Origin of the sequence: Kitasatospora saccharophila (genome assembly GCF_039529925.1) — a bacterium.
Classification (GTDB): domain Bacteria; phylum Actinomycetota; class Actinomycetes; order Streptomycetales; family Streptomycetaceae; genus Kitasatospora; species Kitasatospora saccharophila.
Window position 1 is genome coordinate 34,008 of the sequence record NZ_BAAANS010000015.1, and the last position, 21,581, is coordinate 55,588.

Annotated in this window: 11 protein-coding genes and 1 pseudogene; 7 read left to right on the forward strand and 5 right to left on the reverse strand. The window is 76.4% G+C overall.

The window, feature by feature from the left end; genetic code table 11:
• The first annotated feature begins 2 nt into the window (after positions 1-2).
• The 4 genes from ABD345_RS13380 to ABD345_RS13395 all read left to right on the forward strand — a co-directional run bounded on the left by ABD345_RS13380 (position 3) and on the right by ABD345_RS13395 (position 12,093).
• Positions 3-1,268 carry a 2-oxo acid dehydrogenase subunit E2 gene (locus ABD345_RS13380; protein WP_344552225.1) on the forward strand — a complete coding sequence of 422 codons (1,266 nt, stop codon included), beginning with the start codon at positions 3-5 and terminating at the stop codon, positions 1,266-1,268.
• Entirely contained in the window at positions 1,265-3,235 is a 1,971-nt protein-coding gene (locus ABD345_RS13385) for a condensation domain-containing protein (RefSeq protein ID WP_344552226.1), read from the forward strand. The genes ABD345_RS13380 and ABD345_RS13385 overlap by 4 nt, the downstream gene beginning before the upstream one ends.
• Positions 3,228-6,440 (forward strand): amino acid adenylation domain-containing protein, encoded by a 3,213-nt coding sequence (locus tag ABD345_RS13390; protein WP_344552227.1) that lies wholly within the window; start codon positions 3,228-3,230, stop codon positions 6,438-6,440. The genes ABD345_RS13385 and ABD345_RS13390 overlap by 8 nt, the downstream gene beginning before the upstream one ends.
• A 115-nt stretch (positions 6,441-6,555) precedes the next feature.
• Complete coding sequence (locus ABD345_RS13395; RefSeq protein WP_344552228.1) at positions 6,556-12,093, forward strand: non-ribosomal peptide synthetase/MFS transporter; 5,538 nt, start codon at positions 6,556-6,558, stop codon at positions 12,091-12,093.
• A gap of 215 nt (positions 12,094-12,308) precedes the next feature.
• Here the strand turns inward: ABD345_RS13395 and moaA are convergent, their stop codons facing one another.
• From moaA to ABD345_RS13415, 4 genes are all read right to left on the reverse strand, one after another.
• Positions 12,309-13,298, reverse strand: coding sequence for a GTP 3',8-cyclase MoaA (gene moaA / locus ABD345_RS13400; RefSeq protein ID WP_344552229.1), 990 nt, complete (start codon positions 13,296-13,298; stop codon positions 12,309-12,311).
• 113 nt (positions 13,299-13,411) lie between these two features.
• A complete protein-coding gene (locus tag ABD345_RS13405) occupies positions 13,412-15,019 on the reverse strand; it encodes a solute symporter family protein (protein ID WP_344552230.1) in 1,608 nt (535 codons plus the stop codon).
• Positions 15,016-15,393 (reverse strand): DUF485 domain-containing protein, encoded by a 378-nt coding sequence (locus ABD345_RS13410; protein WP_344552231.1) that lies wholly within the window; start codon positions 15,391-15,393, stop codon positions 15,016-15,018. The genes ABD345_RS13405 and ABD345_RS13410 overlap by 4 nt, the downstream gene beginning before the upstream one ends.
• Before the next feature lie 233 nt (positions 15,394-15,626).
• Positions 15,627-16,670 carry a zinc-dependent alcohol dehydrogenase family protein gene (locus ABD345_RS13415; RefSeq protein WP_344552232.1) on the reverse strand — a complete coding sequence of 348 codons (1,044 nt, stop codon included), beginning with the start codon at positions 16,668-16,670 and terminating at the stop codon, positions 15,627-15,629.
• 135 nt (positions 16,671-16,805) lie between these two features.
• On the opposite strand from ABD345_RS13415, the gene ABD345_RS13420 reads away from it, so the two are divergent.
• Both ABD345_RS13420 and ABD345_RS13425 read left to right on the forward strand, forming a co-directional pair.
• Positions 16,806-17,792 (forward strand): DEDDh family exonuclease, encoded by a 987-nt coding sequence (locus tag ABD345_RS13420; RefSeq protein WP_344552233.1) that lies wholly within the window; start codon positions 16,806-16,808, stop codon positions 17,790-17,792.
• Positions 17,793-17,823: 31 nt separating this feature from the next.
• Positions 17,824-18,621 (forward strand): SURF1 family cytochrome oxidase biogenesis protein, encoded by a 798-nt coding sequence (locus tag ABD345_RS13425; RefSeq protein WP_344552234.1) that lies wholly within the window; start codon positions 17,824-17,826, stop codon positions 18,619-18,621.
• A gap of 13 nt (positions 18,622-18,634) precedes the next feature.
• Here ABD345_RS13425 and ABD345_RS13430 read toward each other — a convergent pair whose 3' ends face one another.
• On the reverse strand, positions 18,635-20,920 hold the full coding sequence (locus tag ABD345_RS13430) for a SpoIIE family protein phosphatase (RefSeq protein ID WP_344552235.1): 2,286 nt from the start codon (positions 20,918-20,920) through the stop codon (positions 18,635-18,637).
• A gap of 181 nt (positions 20,921-21,101) precedes the next feature.
• On the opposite strand from ABD345_RS13430, the pseudogene ABD345_RS13435 reads away from it, so the two are divergent.
• Positions 21,102-21,527 (forward strand): annotated as a pseudogene (locus ABD345_RS13435) (carbohydrate binding domain-containing protein); the annotation flags it as partial.
• Positions 21,528-21,581: the final 54 nt, after the last annotated feature.

The window sequence follows — 21,581 nt, forward strand, 5'->3', positions numbered from 1 at the left end:
CGGTGACCGAGTACCGGATGCCGAAGGTCAACACCAACGACGCGGCGTACACCCTGCTGGGGTGGCTGGTCGAGGACGGCGGGAAGGTCGCCGAGGGCGAGCCGCTGCTGGAGGTGGAGACCTCGAAGGCGGTCGAGGAACTGGCCGCGCCGGCCGACGGGCTGCTGGAACTGCTCGTCCCGGCGGGCCGCGAGTGCGCGCCGGGCGAACTGCTGGCCCGGCTGCACCCCGACGCGGCCTCCCTGGACGCGGCCCGGCGCTGTCCGGTGGCGTCCGCCGACTCCCCGGCGCCGTCCGCCGACTCCCCCGCCCCCGCCACCGGGGGCCCGGTCCTGACCGCCCCGGCCCGGGCCCGGCTGGCCGAACTCGGCATCCCCGAGTCGGCGGCGCTCGCGCTGGACGTGCCGGTGGTGCGCCGCGCCGAGGTCGACCTGCTGGCGGCGCGACTCGCGGCGACGGAGCAGGCGGCGGACCCGGCCGCGGAGCGGCCCCGGACCGGGACCCCCGCCCCGCAGGCAGCGCAGGCGCCGCAGGACCAGCAGGACCCGCCGGCACCGCAGGACCCGCCGGGGACGGTGCTCGCCCCGCTGTCCCGCAACCAGCGCGCCGTCGCGGTGACCGTCACCGCCGCGCACCGCGAGGTGCCGGCGGCGTTCACCGCCGTGGACGTGGACGTCACCGACGCGCTCGCCGCCGGCCGTGAACTCGCGGCGGCGGTCGGCAGCCTGGTGGGCCTGGCCGAGCTGACGGCGGCCGCGCTGGCCACCCGGCGGGCCACCGATCCGGCCTGCTTCGCGGCGCTGACGGCCGACGGGACGGGTACCCGGCTGGTGCCCGGCGCGCACATCGGGGTGACCTTCGAGCTGGGCGCCGGCCTGTTCGTGCCGGTGCTGCGCGACGCCGACCGGTCTTCGCTGGGCGAGCTGTCCCGGGCCATGATGGCCCACCGGATGGCCGCACTGCGCGGCGCCTTCCGTGATCGCGACCTGCAGGGCGCCAACATCACGCTGACCCTGCACACCGACCCGGGCGTCGCCCTGGCGCTGCCCGTGGTGTTCCCCGGCCAGGCTTGCGCGCTGTCGCTGGCGGCCCCGCGCACCGTCGTGCTACCCGACCCGGACGGCGCGGGCTTCCGGGCCCGCAGCCTGGTGCACCTGGGCGCGGCGTTCGACCACCGGCTGTTGAACGGCCGCCAGGTGACGTCCCTGCTGACGGGCGTGAAGGCCCTGCTGGAGGACCCGCACCGACTCGCCGGGGAGGGCCGGTGAACCCGCCCGCCCCCGTCACCGGTCCCACCGCCCCGCCGGAGGCCGCCACCAGCGGCCCGACGACTTCCCCCGCGCCCGCGCCCGGGCACCGCCCGGCCCCGCCGGAGGCCCTCGCCGACGGCTCGGCCCCCACCGCCCCCTCCACCGCCTCCCCCTCCGCCGCCTCCGCCGCCTCCGCCGCCTCCGCCGCCTCCGCCGACCGGCGCGTCCTCGCCGCGCGCCTGCTCGCGGCGCGTCGGCAGAGCTCGGCGGTCCGGGGCGTGCCCCGGCTGCCGCGGGACGGCCGTCCGGTGGTGTGTTCGGCGGAGCAGCGCCGGCTGTGGCTGGCGGAGCGGATCGGCGGCCCGGACGCGTCGCCGCCGGTGACGGCGGGTCTGGCGCTGGAGGGACCGCTGGACCTGGACCGGCTGACGGCCGCGCTCACCGGGGTGGTCGACCGGCACCCGGTCCTGCGGACGCGCTACGCGGAGGTCGACGGCGAGCCCGTCCAGTTCCGCCCCGATGCTCCCCTGACGCCCGGCCAGTCCGCTGCCCTGATCGACCTGGTGGACCTCTCCTTCGCGCCGGAGCCGGAGCGCGAGGCGCTGGCCGCCGCCCTGGCCGTGGAGGCGGGCGGGCACCGCTTCGACCTGGCGGCGGGGCCGATGCTGCGGTTGACGGTGCTGCGGCTGGCCGCCGACCGGCACCGGCTGCTGCTGGTGTGCCACCACATCGCGGCGGACGCCCGCTCGGCGGACCTGCTGATCGCCGAACTGGCGACGGCCTACCGCACCGGCGGCGCCCCCGCCGACGGCGCGTCCCCCACTGACGGCGCGTCCCCCGCCGACGACCGCCCGCAGTACGCGGACTACGCGGCCTGGTCGCGCTCCCGGCTGGACCGCGTCCTGCCGGAGCGCCTGGCGTACTGGCGGCACCTGCTGGACGGCGCGCCCCCGGTGCTGGAGCTCGGCCTGGACGCCCCGAAGGGGCCCGGCGGCGGCCGCCGCACCGCGACGGTCCCGGTCCGGGTGCCCGGCGCGGTGGTGGAGCGGCTGCGGGCGGTCGGCGACGGGGCGCGGCTGACGGGGCACTCGGTGCTGCTGGCCGGGTTCCTGGTGCTGCTGGCGCGGTGCGCGGGGCGCCGGGAGGTGACGGTGGGCGTGGTGTCGGGCGGCCGTCCGCATGCCGAACTGGACGCCGTGGTGGGGTGTTTCACGGATCTGCTGCCGTTGCGGGTGTCGCTGGCGGACGATCCGGCGTTCCGTGCGTTCGCGCCGCGGGTGCGGGAGGCGCTGGCGGCGGGGTTGGCGCAGGCGGCCCCGTTCGACCGGATCGTCTCGGCGGTGGCCCCGCGCCGCGCGCCCGGGGTGCACCCGCTGTTCCAGGTGCTGTTCGTGGAGCGCACGGAGGTCGCGGCGGACGGTCCGGACGCGGGGTGGGGCGCTGACCTGGCCGCCGCGCCGTGGGGGCAGGAGGTCGACGGCAGCGCGTACGACCTGGTGCTGGCGGCGGGGGTCGGTCCGGAGGGCGCGGAGCTGGTGCTGACGTACCCGTGCGAGCGGTTCGCCCGTCCGGCGGTGGCGGGGTTCGCGGACGCGCTGGTCGAGTTGCTGACGCTGCTGGCCGACCGTCCGGAGGCCGCGCTGAGCGGTGTCCGGACCGCCGAGCCGTGGCGGCCGCCCGCCGCGCCGCCGGCCCGTTCCGTCCGGGCGGAGGCCGCGGGCGGGGGCCCGGCTGCGGGCGGAGCCACCGGCCCGGTCGCGGAGTTGCGCGCCCTGTGGGCGGAGGTCCTGGGCCGGGAGGGGGTCGGCGACCAGGACGACCTGTTCGCCTGCGGCGGGGACTCGCTCGCCGTGGTGCGGATCGCCGCCCGGATCGCCGAGCGGTTCGGCGTGGACGTCCCGGCCTCGGCGTTCTTCGAGTCCCCCACCCCGGCCGGCTTCGGCGCCGTGCTGGCCCGTCTCACCGAGGAGCAGCAGCATGTCTGACCGCGAGTACCCGTTGACGCCGGGCCAGCAGCGGATGTGGTTCCTGCAGCGCGTGGACCCGTCGGACGTCTCGGAGAACCTGGTCACCCTGCGCCGGCTGACCGGCCCGCTCGACCCGGAGGCGTTCCGCCGGGCGGTGGCCGCCGTGGTGGCCCGGCACGAGCCGCTGCGGACGTCGTTCGGGGAGTCCGACGGCGTGCCCGTGCAGCGGGTCGCCGACCGGGTGGAGGTGCCCGTCCTGCTGCACGACCTGCGGGCCGAGCCGGACCCGGAGGCCGCCGCGCTGCGGCTGGCCGAGGCGTCCGGCGGGCGGCCGTACGCGCTGGAGGACGGGCCGCTGCTGCGGATCGAGCTGTACCGGACGGGCGAGTGGGCGCACGTGCTGCTGCTGGCGGCGCACCACCTGGTGTCGGACGGCTGGTCGATCCGGCTGCTGCTGGACGAGCTGCTGGCCGCGCACCGGGCGGTGGCGGACGGCGGCGAGCCGCGACTGCCGGCGCTGCCGGAGGGGTTCGGCGACCACGTGATGTGGCAGCGGGCCCGTGCGGAGGGCCCGGCGGCGGACCGGGCGGCCGCGTACTGGGCGGCCGAGCTCGCCGCCCCGCCCGGCCGGGGCCTGCCGCCGGGCAGCGCGCCGGCCGCTCCGGCCCCGGACGGGCGGGCGCACTGGGTGCGGGCCGAGATGGACGCCGCCGCGGCGGCCGAGGTCGAGGACTTCGCCCGGCGGCGCTCCTGCACGCCGTTCATGGCCTGGCTGGCGCTCTACCAGCTGCTGGTGGGCCGGCACACCGGGCAGTCGGACCTGGTGGTGGGCGCGCCGACCGCCGGGCGCGAGCGCCGGGCGGACGAGCAGTTGGTGGGCTGCTTCACGGCCGTCCTGCCGCTGCGCGCCGATCTCGGCGGCGGGGCCGGTTTCGCCGCCCTGCTGGAGCGCACCCGGGCCACCGTCACCGGCGCGCTCTCGCACCCGCAGGTCCCGTACGAGCGGCTGCTCGGGGCGCTGGGCACGGCGCGCGGCGAGGGGCAGCGGCAGCTGTTCCGGCACTGGTTCAACCTGCACACCGAGTCAGCCGCCGGGCAGCCCGCCGAGGCCGGTCCGCTCCGGGTGGACGACCTGCCCGGCCTGCCCGCGCCGACGCCCTTCGACACCTCGCTGGACGCCTGGCCGGCCGCCGGCGGCGGCCTGCACCTGCTGCTGGCGTACGACCCGGCGGTGCTGGACGCCGCCGCCGCGCAGGCCCTGCTGGACCGCCTCCCGGTGCTGGCCCGGAACGCCCTGGCCCGGCCCGAACTGCCGCTCGGCGAGCTGTCGTTGCTGGCTCCCGATGAGCGGGGGGCGCTGCTGCGCGGCCCGGACGGCGTGCCGGACGACCCGGAGACGGTGCTCGACCTGCTGCTGCGGCAGGCCGCCCTGACCCCGGCCGCGGTCGCCCTCCGGGACGGCGAACGGGCTTTCAGCTACCAGGAGTTGATGGCCGGGGCGCGCCGGGCGGCGGCCGCCGTCCGCGCCGTGGGAGCGCTCCCGCGCACGCCGGTCGGGCTGTACGGCGCCCGCTCCGCCGAACTGCTGGCGGGCATGCTGGGCCTCCTGCTGGCCGGCTGCGCCTACCTCCCGCTCGACCCGGCCCTCCCCGCGCCGCGCCTGCGCGCCATGCTGGACGGCGCGGGCGCCACCGCCGTCCTGGCCACCCCGGACGCCCCCGAGGTCGACACCGGCCTGCCCACCGCCCGCCAGGACCCGCTGGACGCGCCGCAGCCCGCCGCCGCGGAAGGCCCGTTCGAGCTCCCGTCGCCCGCCGACCCGGCCTACGTGCTGTACACCTCCGGCTCGACCGGCGAGCCGAAGGCGGTGGCCGTCCCGCACCGGGCGCTGCTCGCCCGGGTGCGCTGGATGGGCGCGGCGTACGGGCTGGGCCCGGGCGAGCGGGTGCTGCAGTTCGCCTCGCCGGGCTTCGACACGCACGTGGAGGAGGTCTTCCCCGCGCTGGCGCACGGCGCGGAGGTGGTCCTGCTGCCGGTGCCGTCGGCCGAGCTGCCGGACTGGCTGGGCGGTCCGCGGGGCCGCGCCCTGACGGTGCTCGACCTGCCGACGGCGTACTGGCAGGAGCTGGTGGCGGCCGGTCCGGCCGTCCCGTGGCCCCCGGCGCTGCGCACGGTGGTGCTGGGCGGCGACCAGGTGGCGCCGACCGCGGTCGCGGCCTGGCGCGAGCGCTTCGGCGACCGGGTCGAGCTGTGGAACACCTACGGCCCGACCGAGGCCGCGGTGATCGCCACCGCCTGCCGGCTGGGCCCGGACGACGCGGCCGCCCGCCCGGGCATCGGCCGTCCGATCGCCGCGACCGTCGCCCACCTGCTGGACGACGGCGGCCGCCCGGTGCCGCCGGGGGTGCCCGGCGAGCTGTGGCTGGGCGGGGACGGTCTCGCGGACGGCTACCTGGGCCGCCCCGACCTGACGGCGGAGCGGTTCGCCGCGGACCCGTTCACCGGCGGCCGGATGTACCGGACGGGAGACCTGGCCCGGTTGCGGCCGGACGGTTCGCTGGAGTTCCTCGGCCGCCGCGACCGCCAGCTCAAGGTGCGCGGGTACCGGGTGGAGCCCGCCGAGGTGGAGGCCGCGCTGCTGGCGCAGCCGGACGTGGCGCAGGCCGTGGTGGACCTGCACGACGAGGCCGGCCGGCAGCTGCTGGCCGCCTGGGTGGTCCCCTCCCGGGCCGGACACCCGCCGCACGGCGAGGAGTTGCGCCTGCGCCTGCGCGCCGTGCTGCCCGCCCACCTCGTCCCGGACGTCTGCCTGCCGCTGGAGCGCCTGCCGCTGACCGTCCGCGGCAAGCTCGACCGGGCCGCGCTGCCCTCCCCCGCCGCCGCCGTCGCCCCGGAGGACGGCGCCGCCGCGCGGGTCGCGCCGGACACCGACGCCGAACTGCTGGTCGCCGAGGTCTGGTCCGAGGTGCTGGGGCTGGATCCGGACCGGTTCGGCGTGCACGACGACTTCTTCGCGCTCGGCGGCCACTCGCTGCTCGCGGTCCGGGTGCTGGCCCGGCTGCGCGCCGCGCTCGAACTCGACCTCCCGGTCCGGGTGCTGTTCGCCGCGCCGACGGTCGCCGGCACGGCCGCCGCCGTCGAGGAGCTGCTGCTCGCGGAGATCGACGCGCTCAGCGAGGACGAGGTGCGGTCCCTGATCGACGAGGGCGCCCCGACCGCCTGACCCCACCGCACGCCCCCACCGCGTGACACCCCTCGCGCGGCCTCCACCGCGTGACACCCACCCATCCCGCCGTCAGCGAAGTACGCGCACCGCTCCAGGAAGGCGCCCCGGCCGCATGACCACCACCCCCGCCACCGCCCCCACGCCCGCCGGCACCCCCGGCACCCCCGGCACCGCCCGCACGCCCGCCGCCGACGCCCGCGCCGAGCTGCTCGCCCGCCGGCTGCGCCGCGCCCGCACCGCCGCCCCGGTGGCGGCGGTGCCGCGCCGCCCGGAGGGCACCGCGCCGCCGCTGTCCTTCGCGCAGGAACGCCTGTGGTTCATGGACCAGTTCGTCCCGGACAGCACCGCCTACACCGTGCCGCTGGTGGTGCGGCTGCGCGGCCCGCTCGACCCGGAGCGGCTGTCGGCCTCGCTGGAGCGGCTGGTGGCCCGGCACGAGAGCCTGCGGATGCGCTTCCCGGCGGCGGCCGACGGCACGCCGACCGTGGTGGTCGACCCGCCGGGCGGCGTCCGGCTGGAGGTCAGGGCGGTCGCGCCGGGCCTGGCCCCGGCGGACCGGGAGGCGCAGCTCGACGCCTGGGTGCGGGAGGAGACCGGCCGCCCGTTCGACCTGGCGGCGGGCCCGGTGGTGCGGGCGGCCCTGCTGCGGGCCGACGAGCGGGACCACGTGCTGGTGGTGGTGCAGCACCACATCGTCTCGGACGGCTGGTCCAGCGAGCTGTTCCTGCGCGGGCTGCTGGCCGGCTACCGGGCGGGCGGGGACGTCCCGCCGCCCGAACTGCCGGTGCAGTACGGCGACTTCGCGGCCTGGCAGCGTGAGCGCTACCGGGGCGAGGTGCGCCGGGCCGACCTGGACCACTGGCGCGGCCGGCTGGCCGGCGTCCCGCCGCTCGACCTGCCCGCCGACCGTCCGCGCCCGGCGGTGCCGACGCTGCGCGGCGCGGGCCACGGCCTCGCGCTGGACGCGGAGACCAGCCGGGCGGTGCTGGCGCTGGGCGCGGCGCACGGCGCGACGCCGTACATGACGCTGCTGGCCGCCTACCAGGCGCTGCTGGGCCGCTGGTGCGGACAGGACGACTTCGCGGTCGGCTCGACCGTGGCGGGCCGGACGCTGCCCGAACTGGAGCCGCTGGTGGGCCTGTTCGCGAACGTCCTGGCGCTGCGCGCGGACCTGTCGGGCGACCCTGGGTTCACCGGCCTGCTGGCGGACGTCCGGGAGCGGTTCGTCGCCGACCTGGCCCACCAGGAGATGCCGTTCGAGCAGCTGGTCGAGGAGCTGGCGCTGCCGCGCGACCCGAGCCGGACGCCGGTGTTCCAGACCTCGTTCACGCTGCTCAACTACGAGCGGGCCGAGGCCGGTCCGGCGGACGACGGCCCGGAGGTGGGCCACCAGCCGTTCACCACCGGCGCCACCCGGTTCGACCTGGAGCTGTACCTGCGGCACACCGACGAGGGCCTGCACGGCTACTTCACCTACAGCTCCGACCTGTTCGAGCCCGGCACGATCGCCCGCCTCGCCGAGCTGTTCGGACGCCTGCTGCGCCAGGTCGTCCGGCATCCCGAACTGCCGCTCTCCCAGCTCGACCTGACGGACCCTCAGGAACTGCGCACCACCCTGGAGGAGTGGAACGACACCGCCCTCCCGCTCGAACCCGGCACCCTGCACGGCCGCTTCGAGGCCCGGGCCGCCGCCACCCCGGACGCGCCCTGCCTGGTGGTCGACGCCACCGGCGAGCGGCTCAGCTACCGCCAACTGGACGAGCGTGCTTCGGTGTTGGCCGCCCACCTGGCCGCCGCCGGGGTGGGTCCGGGCAGCGTGGTCGCGGTCTGCGCCGAGCGGTCGGCCGAGCTGGTGGCCGCCTTGCTGGGCGTGCTGAAGGCGGGCGGCGCGTACCTGCCGCTCGATCCGGACTCCCCGGCCGAGCGGCTGTCCGGCATGCTCGCCGACGCGGCTCCCCGGGCGCTGCTGGCCCAGGACGCCCTGCGCGACCGGCTGCCGGCCGAACTCCCGCGCGGCACCCGGTTGTTGTCCCTGGACGATGCCGCGCTGCGGCGGCCCCCGGCCGAGCGCCGTCCACTGCGCCCGGCCGGGCCGGACGACCCGGCGTACGTGATCTTCACCTCGGGTTCGACCGGCCGTCCCAAGGGCGTGCTCTGCTCGCACCGGGGCATCGACAACCGGCTGGACTGGATGCAGCGCGCCTACCCGATCGGGCCGGCCGACGCGGTGCTGCAGAAGACCCCGGCGGCCTTCGACGTCTCGGTGTGGGAGCTGTTCTGGCCGCTGCGCGAGGGCGCCCGCCTGGTGATGGCCCGCCCGGGCGGCCACCGCGACGGCGCGTACCTGCGCGACGCGATCCGCGAACACGCCGTCACCACCGCGCACTTCGTGCCGTCGATGCTCGCCGTCTTCCTCGCCGAGGAGGGCGTGGAGCGGTGCACGGGCCTGCGCACCCTGGTGTGCAGCGGCGAGGAGCTGCCCGCCGACCTGGCCCGGCAGACCCTGGAGCGGCTGCCCGGCGCCGGCCTGCACAACCTGTACGGCCCGACCGAGGCGTCCGTCGACTGCACGGCCTGGACGTGCACCCCGGCGGACCTGGCGGGCGTCCGCCGCACCCCGATCGGCCGGCCGATCCAGAACATGCGGGTGTACGTGCTGGACCGGCACGGCCGACCGGTGCCCGCCGGGCTGCCCGGCGAGCTGCACATCGCCGGCCCCGGGGTCGCCCTCGGCTACCTGAACCGGCCCGAGCTGACCGCCGAGCGCTTCCGCGACGACCCGTGGGGCCCGCCCGGCTCCCGGATGTACGCCAGCGGCGACCTGGCCCGGCACCGGCCCGACGGCACCGTCGAGTACCTGGGCCGCACCGACCAGCAGGTCAAGCTGCACGGCCTGCGGATCGAACCCGGTGAGGTCGAGGCCGCGCTGCGCGCCCTGCCGGGCGTGCGGGAGGCCGCCGTCGCGGTCCGCGAGGACCGGCCGGGCGTGCGCCGCCTGGTCGCCTGGACCGTCCCGGACGGCAGCGGCGCCGACACCGCGCCCGCCGTCCTGCGCGCGGGCCTGCGCCGCTCGCTGCCCGACTCGATGCTGCCCTCCGCGTACGTCGTCCTGGACGCGCTGCCGGTCGGCCCCACCGGCAAGCTCGACCGCCGGGCGCTGCCCTCCCCCGCCCCGGCCGCCCCGGGCGCCGACCGCGTCGAACCGGCCACCGACGCCGAGCGGGTGGTCGCCGGGGTCTGGTCCGAGGTGCTCGGCGTCCCGCTGCCCGGCCGGGACGACGACTTCTTCGACCTGGGCGGCCACTCGCTGCTCGGCATCAAGGTGGTCGCCCGGCTGCGCACCGCGCTCCCGGACGCCGCCGGCCTGTCCCTGATGGACCTGTTCAAGCACCCCACCGTCCGCGCCCTGGCCGCGCTGGCCGCCACCCCCGCCGCCGACCGCGGCCCGGCCCGCGTCCTGCACGAGCTGACGCCCCGGCAGGCCGCCGAGCCGGTGCTGACCCTGCTGTGCGTCCCGTACGGCGGCGGCAGCGCGGCCGTCTACCAGCCGCTCGCCGACGCCCTGCCGCCCGGCCACGCCCTGTTCGCGCTGGCGGGCACCGGCGAGGAGATGGGCCGCTCCGAGGGCCGGGCGGCCTTCCCGGAGCTGGTGGCCGCGGCCGTCGCCGAGGTCCGCGAGCACGTCCGCGGCCCGGTCGCGGTGTACGGGCACTGCGGCGTCGGCGGGGCGCTGGCCGTCGCGCTGGCGCTCGCCCTGGAGGCGGACGGCCGGGCCGTGGAGGCGGTGTACACCGGCGCGATCTTCCCGTTCGCCCGGCCGCGCGGCCCGGTGGCGCGGCTGATGACCCGGATGGAGCGGCTGACCGGCGACCGCCGCTACCGCGACTGGCTGACCTCGCTGGGCCTGAGCCTGGACGACGTCGACCCGGCCACCGCCCGCCGCCTGGTGCGGGACATGCGCGCCGACAGCGAGCAGGCCGAGGAGTACTTCACCGGGCTGCTGACCGGCGGCGTCACCCCGCTGTCGGCGCCGGTGATCTCGGTGGTCGGCGAACGCGACGACATCACCGACTACCACGGGGAGCGCTTCCGCGAGTGGCACTTCGTCACCGGCACCACCGCCCTGGTGGTGCTCGCCGAGGCGGGCCACTACTTCCTGAAGTACCGGGCCGCGGAGGTCTCCGCGATCCTCACCACCGTCCACCGCGAGCTGCCCGCCGACACCCCGCCCGCCCCCGCCGGCGAGCCCACCTGGCACCTGGCCGACGTCTCCCGCGCCGCCGCCGCGCCACCCGCCACCGCCGCCAGGGCGAGGGCGAAGGCGCCCGCGCCCGGCATGCCGCGCTTCCTGGCGGTCGCCGCGGGCCAGCTGGTGTCGATGGCGGGCACCGCCACCACCGAGTTCGCGCTGCCGCTGTGGCTCTACCTGAGCAGCGACTCGCTGCTCCAGCTCGCCCTGCTCTCCTCGCTCGCCCTCGTCCCGGGCCTGCTGGCCGCGCCGCTCGCGGGCACCGTCGCCGACCGCTACAGCCGCCGGGCCGTGATGCTGGCCGCCGACACCGCCGCGGGCGCCACCCAGGCCGCGATGCTGGCCCTGCTGCTCGCCGGGGCGCTGCACCGCCCGGCGGTGTACGCCCTGATGACGGTGCTGTCGGTGGCCCTGACCTTCCAGCGGATCGCCTGGTCCTCCGCCGTCCCGCAGCTCGTCCCCAAGCGCTTCCTCGGCCACGCCAACGGCCTGGTCCAGGCGGGCGGCGGCGTGGTGCAGTTCGCGGTCCCGCTGCTCGCGACGGCCGCCCTGGCCACGGTCGGCCTGCGCGGCATCCTGATCGCCGACGTGTGCAGCTACGGGGTGGCGATCGCCGTCACCGCGGCCCTGCGCTTCCCCCGCACGCTGGGCTGGAGCCGCCGGGAGAGCGTCGGCGCCGAACTGCGGGCCGGGTTCCGGCTCGCCCTCGGGACGCCGGGGCTGCGCGCGATGCTGTTCTTCTTCGCGGGGACGAACCTGCTGGTCGGGCCGCTGTTCATCTTCTTCCAGCCGCTGGTGCTGGGTTTCGGCTCGCTCTCCGACGTCGCCCGGGTCTCGCTGGCGGGCGGTTTCGGCATCGTCCTGGGCGGCACCCTGATGGCGGTGTGGGGCGGCCCGTCCCGGCACCGGATGCGCGGCGTGCTGGGCGCGTTCCTGTTGATGGCGGCGGGCTGCCTGGTCACCGGCCTGCGCCCGTCGACGGCCCTGGTCGGGGTGGGCGTGTTCGGCATGTTCCTCGGCCTGACCGTGATGAACACCGTGTACGCGACGATCGTCCAGGTGAAGGTGCCGGCCCGCTTCCACGGCCGGGCCTTCGCGGTGAACGCGCTGTTCGCCTGGTGCACGATGCCGGTCGGCTTCGTGCTGCTCGGCCCCGGCACCGCCGCGCTGCTCCAGCCCGCCCTGGAGCCCGGCGGGGCGCTCGCCCCGACCGTCGGCCACCTGATCGGCACCGGCCCGGGCCGCGGCCTCGGCCTGACGTACGTCCTGTTCGCGCTCGTCCTGATCGCCACCGGCCTGGTGCTGCGCCGCCTGCCGGTCTTCGCCCACTTCGACGAGCGGGTCCCCGACGCCCGCCCGGACGACCTGGTCGGCCTGGAGGCGCTCCACAACCGCGACTGAGGAAGGCCCCGCCAGGGACCGGGGGAACGGCGGGTCCGAGCTGCTGCCGGCCGGACCCCGCCGAAGGGCCCGTGCTGCTTCGGGCCGGGAACTGCGGATCACCCGGCCGCCGCACCTCCGGCTGCCCCGGGCTCCGGCCCGTCCCCGGTGCGCCTGCCGACGGCCCCCCGTCCCGCCGGGGCCCGGGGAACGGCGGTGCGCCCCGCGGGGGCCGCTCAGCCGCCGATCGCCGACATCGGGCGCTCGGGCTGGTGGAACTCCGGCTGGTCGATGCCCGCGCCCGCCTTCTTGCCCCACATCGCGGCCCGCCACAGCTCGGCCAGTTCGGCGTCGCTCGCGCCGGAGCGCAGCGCGCCGCGCAGGTCGGTCTCGCCGGTCGCGAACAGGCAGTTGCGGACCTGGCCGTCGGCGGTGAGCCGGGTGCGGTCGCAGGCGCGGCAGAACGGGCGGGTGACCGAGGCGATCACGCCGACCGTCGCCGGGCCGCCGTCGACCAGCCAGCGCTCGGCCGGGGCGGCGCCCCGGGCGGCGGACGGTTCGGGGGTCAACTCGAAGCGGGTGCGCAGCAGTTCGAGGATCTCCTCGGCGGTGACCATCCGGCTCCGGTCCCAGCCGTGCTGGGCGTCCAGCGGCATCTGCTCGATGAAGCGCAGCTGGTAGCGGTGCTCGATCGCCCAGGCCAGCAGGTCGGCGGCCTCGTGGTCGTTGACGCCGCGCATCAGGACGGCGTTGAGCTTGACCGGCCGCAGCCCGGCGGCCTCGGCGGCGGCCAGGCCGTCCAGCACGTCCTGGTGGCGCTTGCGGCGGGTGAGCCGGGCGAAGGTGTCGGGGTCGAGGGTGTCGAGCGAGACGTTGACCCGGTCGACCCCGGCGTCCCGCAGGGCGGGCGCGATCCGGGCCAGGCCGATGCCGTTGGTGGTGAGCGAGATCTCCGGCCGGGGTGCGAGCCCGGCGCAGGCCGCGATGATCGCCACCAGCCCGGGGCGCAGCAGCGGTTCGCCGCCGGTGAAGCGGACCTCGCGCACGCCGAGTTCGCCGACGGCGAGGGCGACGAGGCGGACGATCTCCTCGTCGGTGAGCAGTTCGGGTTTGCCGAGCCAGTCGAGGCCCTCTTCGGGCATGCAGTAGGTGCAGCGCAGGTTGCACCGGTCGGTGAGCGAGACCCGCAGGTCGACGGCCTGCCGTCCGTGGGTGTCGAGGAGCATTCCGGCGCCCGCCTTTCCTGGAAGAAGCCCGAGAGAAGCCCGCTGGCCCGGCCACCGTGCGGTGGCCGGGCCAGCTTAACTCCGCTCCCGGACACCGCCGGGGAGGTGTTCGCTCAGTGGGCGCCGAGGCCGGTGAGCGAGCGGACCTCCAGTTCGGCGTACTTCGCCGGGTCGGCCTTCTCCCGGGAGAGGTAGGTGCCGATCACGCCGGCCAGGAAGCCGACCGGGATGGAGACCAGGCCGGGGTTCTCCAGCGGGAACCAGTCGAAGGAGCTGCCGGGGATCAGTGCCTTGGCGTTGCCGGAGACCACCGGGGAGAAGACCACCAGGCCGACGGAGGTGATCAGGCCCGCGTAGGTGGAGGCGACCGCGCCGGTGGTGTTGAACCGCTTCCAGAACAGCGAGTAGAGCAGGGTGGGCAGGTTGGCGGAGGCGGCGACCGCGAAGGCCAGCGCGACCAGGGCGGCGGCGTTCAGCTTGTCGGCGAAGATCGACAGCAGGATGGCGACCGCGCCGATCGCGACGGCGGCGAACTTGGCGCTGGCGACCTCCTCCTTCTCGGTGGCCTTGCCGCGCCGGATCACGTTGGCGTAGAGGTCGTGGGCGAAGGAGGACGAGGAGGCCAGGGTGAGTCCGGCGACCACGGCCAGGATGGTGGCGAAGGCGACCGCGGAGATCACCGCGAGCAGCACCGCGCCGCCGGTGGTGCCGGCGCCGCCGCCGAGGTGTTCGGCGAGCAGCGGGGCGGCGGTGTTGCCGGACTTGTCGGCGGCCAGCGCCTTGCGGCCGACCAGGGCGGCGGCGCCGAAGCCGAGGGCGAGCGTCATCAGGTAGAAGACGCCGATGATGCCGATCGACCAGAGCACCGACTTCCGGGCGGTGCGCGCGGTCGGGACGGTGTAGAAGCGCACCAGGATGTGCGGCAGCGCGGCGGTGCCGAGCACCAGGGCGATGCCGAGGCTGAGGAAGTTGAGCTTGGTGGTGCCGTTGGTGCCGTACTTGAGGCCGGGCTGCAGGAACTTGTCGCCGCTGCCGCTGGCCTTGGCGGCGGAGCCGAGCAGTTCGGACAGGTTGAAGTGGAACTTGGCGAGCACCAGGACGGTCATCAGCCCGGCGCCGAGGATCAGCAGCACGGCCTTGATGATCTGCACCCAGGTGGTGCCCTTCATGCCGCCGATGACGACGTACAGCACCATCAGCGCGCCGACCGCGACGATCACCCAGCGCTTGGCGGCGTCGCCCTGGGCGCCGAGCAGCAGGGCGACCAGCGAGCCGGCGCCGACCATCTGGGCCAGCAGGTAGAAGATCGACACCACGATGGTGGAGATGCCCGCGGCGGTGCGGACGGGCCGCTGGCGCATCCGGAAGGCCAGCACGTCGGCCATGGTGTAGCGGCCGGAGTTGCGCAGCGGCTCGGCGACCAGCAGCAGGGCGACCAGCCAGGCGACCAGGAAGCCGATGGAGTAGAGGAAGCCGTCGTAGCCGGAGAGCGCGATGGCGCCGGTGATGCCGAGGAAGGACGCGGCGGACATGTAGTCGCCGGAGATCGCCAGTCCGTTCTGGAAGCCGGTGAAGCTGCGGCCGCCGGCGTAGAAGTCGGAGGCGTCGCGGGTGCTGCGGCCGGCCCACAGGGTGATGCCGAGGGTGGCGAGGACGAACACCCCGAACAGCGACATGATCAGGGTCCGGTGGTCGCCCGCGGAGGTGGCCAGCTGGATCATTCGGCGGCCTCCTCGGCCACGGCGGTGTGCTCGGTGGGCTGGGCGGGCAGCGTGGCGTCGGCGCGGCCGCGGATGACGGCGGCGCGCGGGTCCAGTTGCCGGTCGGCGAACCTGGCGTACCAGGCGGCGATGGCGAAGGTGCTGACGAACTGCAGGATGCCGAGCACCAGCGCGAGGTTGATGTTGCCGACGACCTTGGTGCTCATGAAGCCGGGGGCGTAGCAGCTGAGCAGGACGTACAGCAGGTACCAGAGGACGAATCCGGCCGTGACCGGGAATGCGAAGTTCCGGAAGGAGCTCCTCAGCTGCCGGAACTCCGGTGACTCCTCGATACGTTGGAACGATTCGGGGGCTGTCTCGGGCGGGGGTGCCACGCGGGGACTCCTGACGTCTTCGGTGCGACGGACGATCAGATGGACGTGAGTGACGTCACATTGAGTGCGCTGCATGCTAGATCCAGGAACGGGCGCCGAGAAGCTTCCCCACGCGATGTGGCCGAAAACTGACCAGAACACGCCACCGGGGCGGCCGTTTTGCGGCCACCCCGGTGCAATGATCATTCAACTTGAGCCGTTCGGCGGGTAGTTGGCCACCCGCCCGGTGGACCTCAGAACGCGATCCGGACCTTCAGCGCCGTCCGCTCGTCCATCGCCCGGTAGCCCTCCGGCACCCCGTCCAGGCCCACCGTGCGGTCGAACACCGCGCCCGGGTCGATCGCCCCGGAGAGCACGTCCGGCAGCAGCTCGGGGATGTACGCCCGGGCCGGGGCGACGCCGCCGCGCAGCTGCACGTTCCGGTTGAACATCTGGCCGATGTCCACGCCCGCGCTGCCGCCGTGCGGCACGCCCACGTAGCCGACCGCGCCGCCGTCCCGGGCGATCGAGAGCGCGGTGCGCATCGACTCCTCGGTGCCGACCGCCTCCAGCACCGCGTGCGCGCCCTGCCCGCCGGTCAGCTCGCGCACCGCCTCGATGGCCGCCTCGCCGCGCTCGGGCACCACGTCGGTGGCGCCGAAGGAGCGGGCGATCGCGGTGCGGCCCGCGTGCCGGCCGAGCGCGATGATCCGGCCCGCGCCGAGCCGGTGCGCGGCCAGCACGCCGCACAGCCCGACCGCGCCGTCGCCGACCACCGCGACCGTCGCCCCGGGCCGCACGCCCGCCGAGACCGCCGCGTGGTGCCCGGTGGCCATCACGTCGGACAGCGCCAGCAGCCCGGGCAGCAGCTTCTCGTCCCCGGCCGCCTCCTTGGGCAGCTTCACCAGCGTCCCGTCCGCGAACGGCACCCGGACCGCCTCGCCCTGCCCGCCGTCCGACCCGGGGGTGCCCCAGAAGCCGCCGTGCGGGCAGGAGGTCTGCAGGCCCTCGCGGCAGTACTCGCACACGCCGTCCGACCAGACGAACGGGGCCACCACCAGGTCGCCGACCGCGAAGCCGCGCACCTCGGCGCCGGCCTCCTCGACGAAGCCCAGGAACTCGTGCCCGATCCGCTGCCCGGCCTTCCGCTTGGCGACCCCCCGGTACGCCCACAGGTCGCTGCCGCAGATGCAGGCGTTCAGCACCCGCACCACGACGTCGGTGGGCCGTTCGATCCGCGGGTCCGGCACCTCCTCGATCCGGATGTCCTGGGGGCCGTGGATCACGGTGGCGCGCATGAGGGGTGTCCTTCGTTTCTACGGTTCAGCGCGGGTGTCCGCACCCGCGTCTCCAGTGCCAAGGCACCGCCCGCCCGCACTATTCCGGCCGGAGCCGTCCGGAGCCGCCCGCCGTTCCCCGTAAAGTGGTGCGTTATGTACGCGCCATTCCCGTCCTCGCCGCTCCCGGCACCGCGCACCGGCCCCGACGGGGGCACCGGGCGCGGGTTCGCCGTGGTCGACGTGGAGACCACCGGTCTCGGCCGCTCCGACCGGGTCATCTCGGCCGGCGTCTACCAGCTCGACCCGGACGGCGAGGTCACCGACCACTGGTACACCCTGGTCAACCCCGAGCGGGACCCGGGGCCGGTCTGGATCCACGGCCTGACCAGCGAGGTGCTGGCCGGCGCGCCGACCTTCCCGGAGGTCGCCGCCGAGTTCGCCGAGCGGCTGCGCGATCGGGTGCTGGTCGCCCACAACGCGCTGTTCGACTGGAACATGATCTCCCGCGAGTTCTCCCGGGCCGGCCTGCGCGCCCCGGTCGAGCAGCGGCTGTGCACCATGGTGCTGGCCCGCGACCTGCGGCTGCCGCTGCCCAACGGCAAGCTCTCCTCGCTGGCCGCGCACTTCGGCGTGCACCAGCGCCAGGCCCACCACGCGCTGGACGACGCCCGGGTGCTGGCCGAGGTGTTCCGCCCCTCGCTGGAGCTGGCCCGCAGCGGCGGCGTCCCGCTGCCGCTGACCGCCTGCGTCGCGGTCACCGACCTCGGCGAGGGCGCCGGCGCCGCGGCGGCCCCGGCCCGCGGCTCCTGGAGCTCCTCCTACCGCCCCGGCCGCAAGCGCCCGGCCTGCCCGTACCCGAACCCGGGCCGCTGGGTGGACGGCTCGCCGCTGGTGCAGGGCATGCGGGTGGCGATCACCGGCGACACCGCCACCGACCGCGAGCTGCTGGAGGACCGGGCCACCGAGGCCGGCCTGCACATCGCCTCCTCGGTGAGCCGGCTCACCAGCCTGCTGGTCACCAACGAGCCCGGCTCCTGGAGCGGCAAGGCCCGCAAGGCCCGCGAGCTGGGCACCCCGGTGGTCGGCGAGGACGCCTTCCTGCAGCTGTTGCGCGAGGTCGCGCCGCACCCCGGTGCCTGACGCGCCGGTAAGGAGGGTTAGCGTGCCGGGTGTGTACCGATTCCTGCTGTCCGTGCGCTGGGCGGTCATCGTCCTGGTGGCCGCGGTGCTGGTCCCCGCCATGATCAAGCTGGGCTTCTGGCAGTACCACCGGCACGAGGCCCGGGTGGCCCGCAACGACCTGGTGGCGCAGAACCTGGGCAGCACCCCGGTCGCCTTCGACTCGCTCTCCTCCCCCGGCTGGTCCGTCCCGACCGGCGAGGTGTGGCGCACCGTGACCGCCACCGGCAGCTACGACACCGGGCACGAGGTGGTGATCCGCGGCCGCACCGAGCCCGGCGGCTCCACCATCGGCTACTTCGTGGTCACCCCGCTGGTGCTCGCCGACGGCAGGGGCTCGGTCCTGGTCAACCGCGGCTGGGTGGAGTCCGCCGCGGACGCCGCCAGCATCCCCGACGTCCCCGCCCCGCCGTCCGGCGAGGTCACCGTCACCGGGCGGCTGCGCGCCGACGAGACGTACGCCTCGCTGGGCGTGAAGAACCGCGGCGGCCTGCCGGACCGGATGTTCAAGGTGATCAACACCGCCGAGCAGGCGAAGTACGCGGGCACCGCCGTGCTCGGCGGCTACCTGGAGCTCGCCTCCTCCCAGCCCGCCGCCGGCCCCTCCCCCGAGCCGCTCGCCGAGCCCGGCCACTCCGACATCGGCCCGCACATGGCGTACGCCGTCCAGTGGTGGCTGTTCACCGCGCTGATCCCGGTCGGCCTGGTGGTGCTGGCCCGCCGCGAGGCCAAGCAGGGCACCGCGGAGCGGGCGCCGGGCGCGGCGGAGCCGGTCGGCGCCGCCGGCTGAGCGGCGGGTCCGCTCAGTCGGGCCCCATCGGCTGCTCGGCCCAGATGGTCTTGCCGCCCCGGGTGTAGCGGCTGCCCCAGCGCTCGGTCAGCTGGGCGACCAGGTAGAGGCCGCGGCCGCCCTCGTCGGTGAGCCGGGCCCGGCGCATCCGCGGCTGGGTGGAGCTGGGGTCGGAGACCTCGCAGGTCAGCACCGAGGAGCGGATCAGCCGCACCACCACCGGGCCGCCCGCGTACCGGATCGCGTTGGTGACCAGTTCGCTGAGCACCAGCTCGGTGGTGAACACCAGCTCGTCCAGCCCCCACCCCTCCAGCGTCCGGGTGGCGGCCTCGCGCACCCCGGCGACGGCGGACGGGTCGGCGTCGATGGTCCAGACGGCGGTGTCCGACGGCGGCACCGGGTGCAGCCGGGCCAGCAGCAGCGTCACGTCGTCGCTCAGCCCCGCGGTGGACATCTCCGCGACGATCGACCGGCCGGCCGCCGCCAGGTCCCCGCCGAGGTCGGCCTCGCCGAGCCGGGCGGCCAGCTGGTCCATGCCCTCGTCGAGGTCGCCGCCGTTGCCGCCCTCGATCAGCCCGTCGGTGTACAGCGCCAGCACGCTGCCCGCGCGCAGCGCGCACTCGACGGTCTCGAACGGCAGCCCGCCGACGCCGAGCGGCGGCCCGGGGTTGACCGGCAGGTACTCGACCCGGCCGTCGGGGTGCACCAGCGCGGGCGGCGGGTGCCCGGCGCTGGCGGCCTGGCAGATCCCGGAGACCGGGTCGTAGACGGCGTACACGCAGGTCGCCCCGGAGGGGTCGGCGACGCCGCGCTCGCGCTCCTCCTCGCTGCCCTCGACGACCAGCTGGGAGACCAGGTCGTCCAGGTGCACCAGCAGCTCGTCGGGTTCCAGGTCGAGGTCGGCGAGGGTGCGCACGGCGGTGCGCAGCCGGCCCATGGTGGCGCTGGCCTGCAGGCCGTGGCCGACCACGTCCCCGGCGACCAGGGCGACCCGGGCGCCGGAGAGCGGGATGACGTCGAACCAGTCGCCGCCGACGCCGGTGGCGGTGTCGGTGGGCCGGTAGACGCTGGCGGTGGTGGCGGCGGGCACCGCGGTCTCGGCGGGCGGCAGCAGCGAGCGCTGCAGGCCGACGGCGGCCCGGTGCTCGCGGGTGTAGCGGCGGGCGTTGTCCAGGGCGAGCGCGGCCCGGGCGGCGATCTCCCGGAGCAGTTCGAGGTCCTCGGCCTCGTACGGGCCCTCGTCCTCGCCGCGGCGGACGGTGACCCGCCCGAGCGGGCCGCTGCGGGCGTGCAGCGGGGCGCTCATCGAGAGCGGTCCGGCGGTGGCGGCGGGGGTGCGGGCGAGCCGTTCGCGGCCGAGCGGTCCGAGCGGGCGGCTGTCGGGTCCGGGCGGCCCGGCGGTGGCGGTGCGGCGGACGGCCAGCAGTCCGTCGGCGCCGGGCACCGGTTCGTCGCCGGTGAAGACGGCCTCGGCGATGTCCACCTCGGCCCGGTCGCCGAGGCCGGGCACCAGGACGCCGGCCAGGTCCTCGGCGGTGCCGGCCACCGAGAGCGAGCCGCCGACGGCGGCGGTGGCCCGGTGCAGCACGTCGGCCCGCCGCCGGTAGCGGTGCAGTTCGGTGACGTCGCCGAACAGCGCGGCCACCCCGATCAGCGTCCCGTCGGGGGCCTGCAGCCGGAACGCCTGGATCTCCATCACCACGGCCGGCCCGGGGTCGTCCAGGGTGCGGATCGGCAGTTCGGCGCGGACCACCGGCTCACCGGTGGCCAGCACGCCGCGCAGGACCGCCTCGGCGGCCCGCGCGTCCTGCGGGTGCAGGAAGTCGCCGAGCCGGTGCCCGGCCAGGTGGGCGGGCAGGCCGGTGTAGGGCAGCAGGTGGGTGTTGGTGCGCAGCAGCCGCAGGTCGGCGTCGAAGAAGGCCAGGCCGATCCGGTCCTGCAGGAACAGCTCCCGGGTGAACGCCTCGTCCTGCTGGCGGCGGGCGACGGTGTCGGCGGGGGTGGCCAGCACCAGGGCGCGGACCTCGTCGTGCTCGCCCGCCAGCGGGAGCACCTGGTAGGCGACCTCCAGCGGGGCGCCGCCGCCGGTGCGCAGCCGGACCTCGCCGGTCCGCCTGCCGAGCGCGCCGGCGTCGGCCGGGCCGTCGGCCAGCAGTTCGCGGACCGGACGGCCGGTGACCTGGGCGGCGGGCAGGCCGAGCAACTGCTCGGCGGCGGCCGTCCAGCCCACGACGCGTCCGTCGCCGTCGACCAGGGCCGCCGCGACGCCGTCGATGTTCGGCAACCGCCGACTGTCCATGCGCTGCACCTCGGGTGGGTGATCCGGTTCCCCCATCTTCGGACGGTTCCCGGTCCGGCGCCATTGACGCCCGGTCCCGCACCCGGTCGGCGCACACCCATTGACGCCCCGTATTGGTCTAGTCCAAATTGGCCGTGCACATGCCCGCACCGCTCTTTCCCCCACACCGGAGCGAACCTTCATGACGCACCGCACCCACCGCGGCGCCACGGCGGCCGCCGTCCTGGCCCTGGGCTCCGCCGTCCTCGCCCTGCTGCCCGCCCAGGCGGGCGCGGCCACCGAACTCCTCGGCAACGGCGGCTTCGAGTCCGCCGCGCTCTCCCCCTGGAGCTGCGTCGGCACCGCCGCCACCACCACCTCGGCCCCGCACTCCGGCAGCGCCGCGCTCTCCGCCGCCCCCGGCGCGGGCGACCTCGCGCCGTGCAGCCAGAGCGTCACCGTCCAGCCGAACACCGGCTACACCCTGAGCGCCTGGGTGAAGGGCTCGTACGTCACCCTCGCCGCCTCCGGCACCGGCGTGTCCACCTCCACCTGGGCGAACGCCACCGGCTGGACCCAGCTCACCCGCACCTTCACCACCGGCCCGGGCACCACCCGGGTCACCGTCACGCTGAGCGGCTGGTACGGCAGCCCCTACCAGGCCGACGACGTCTCGCTGACC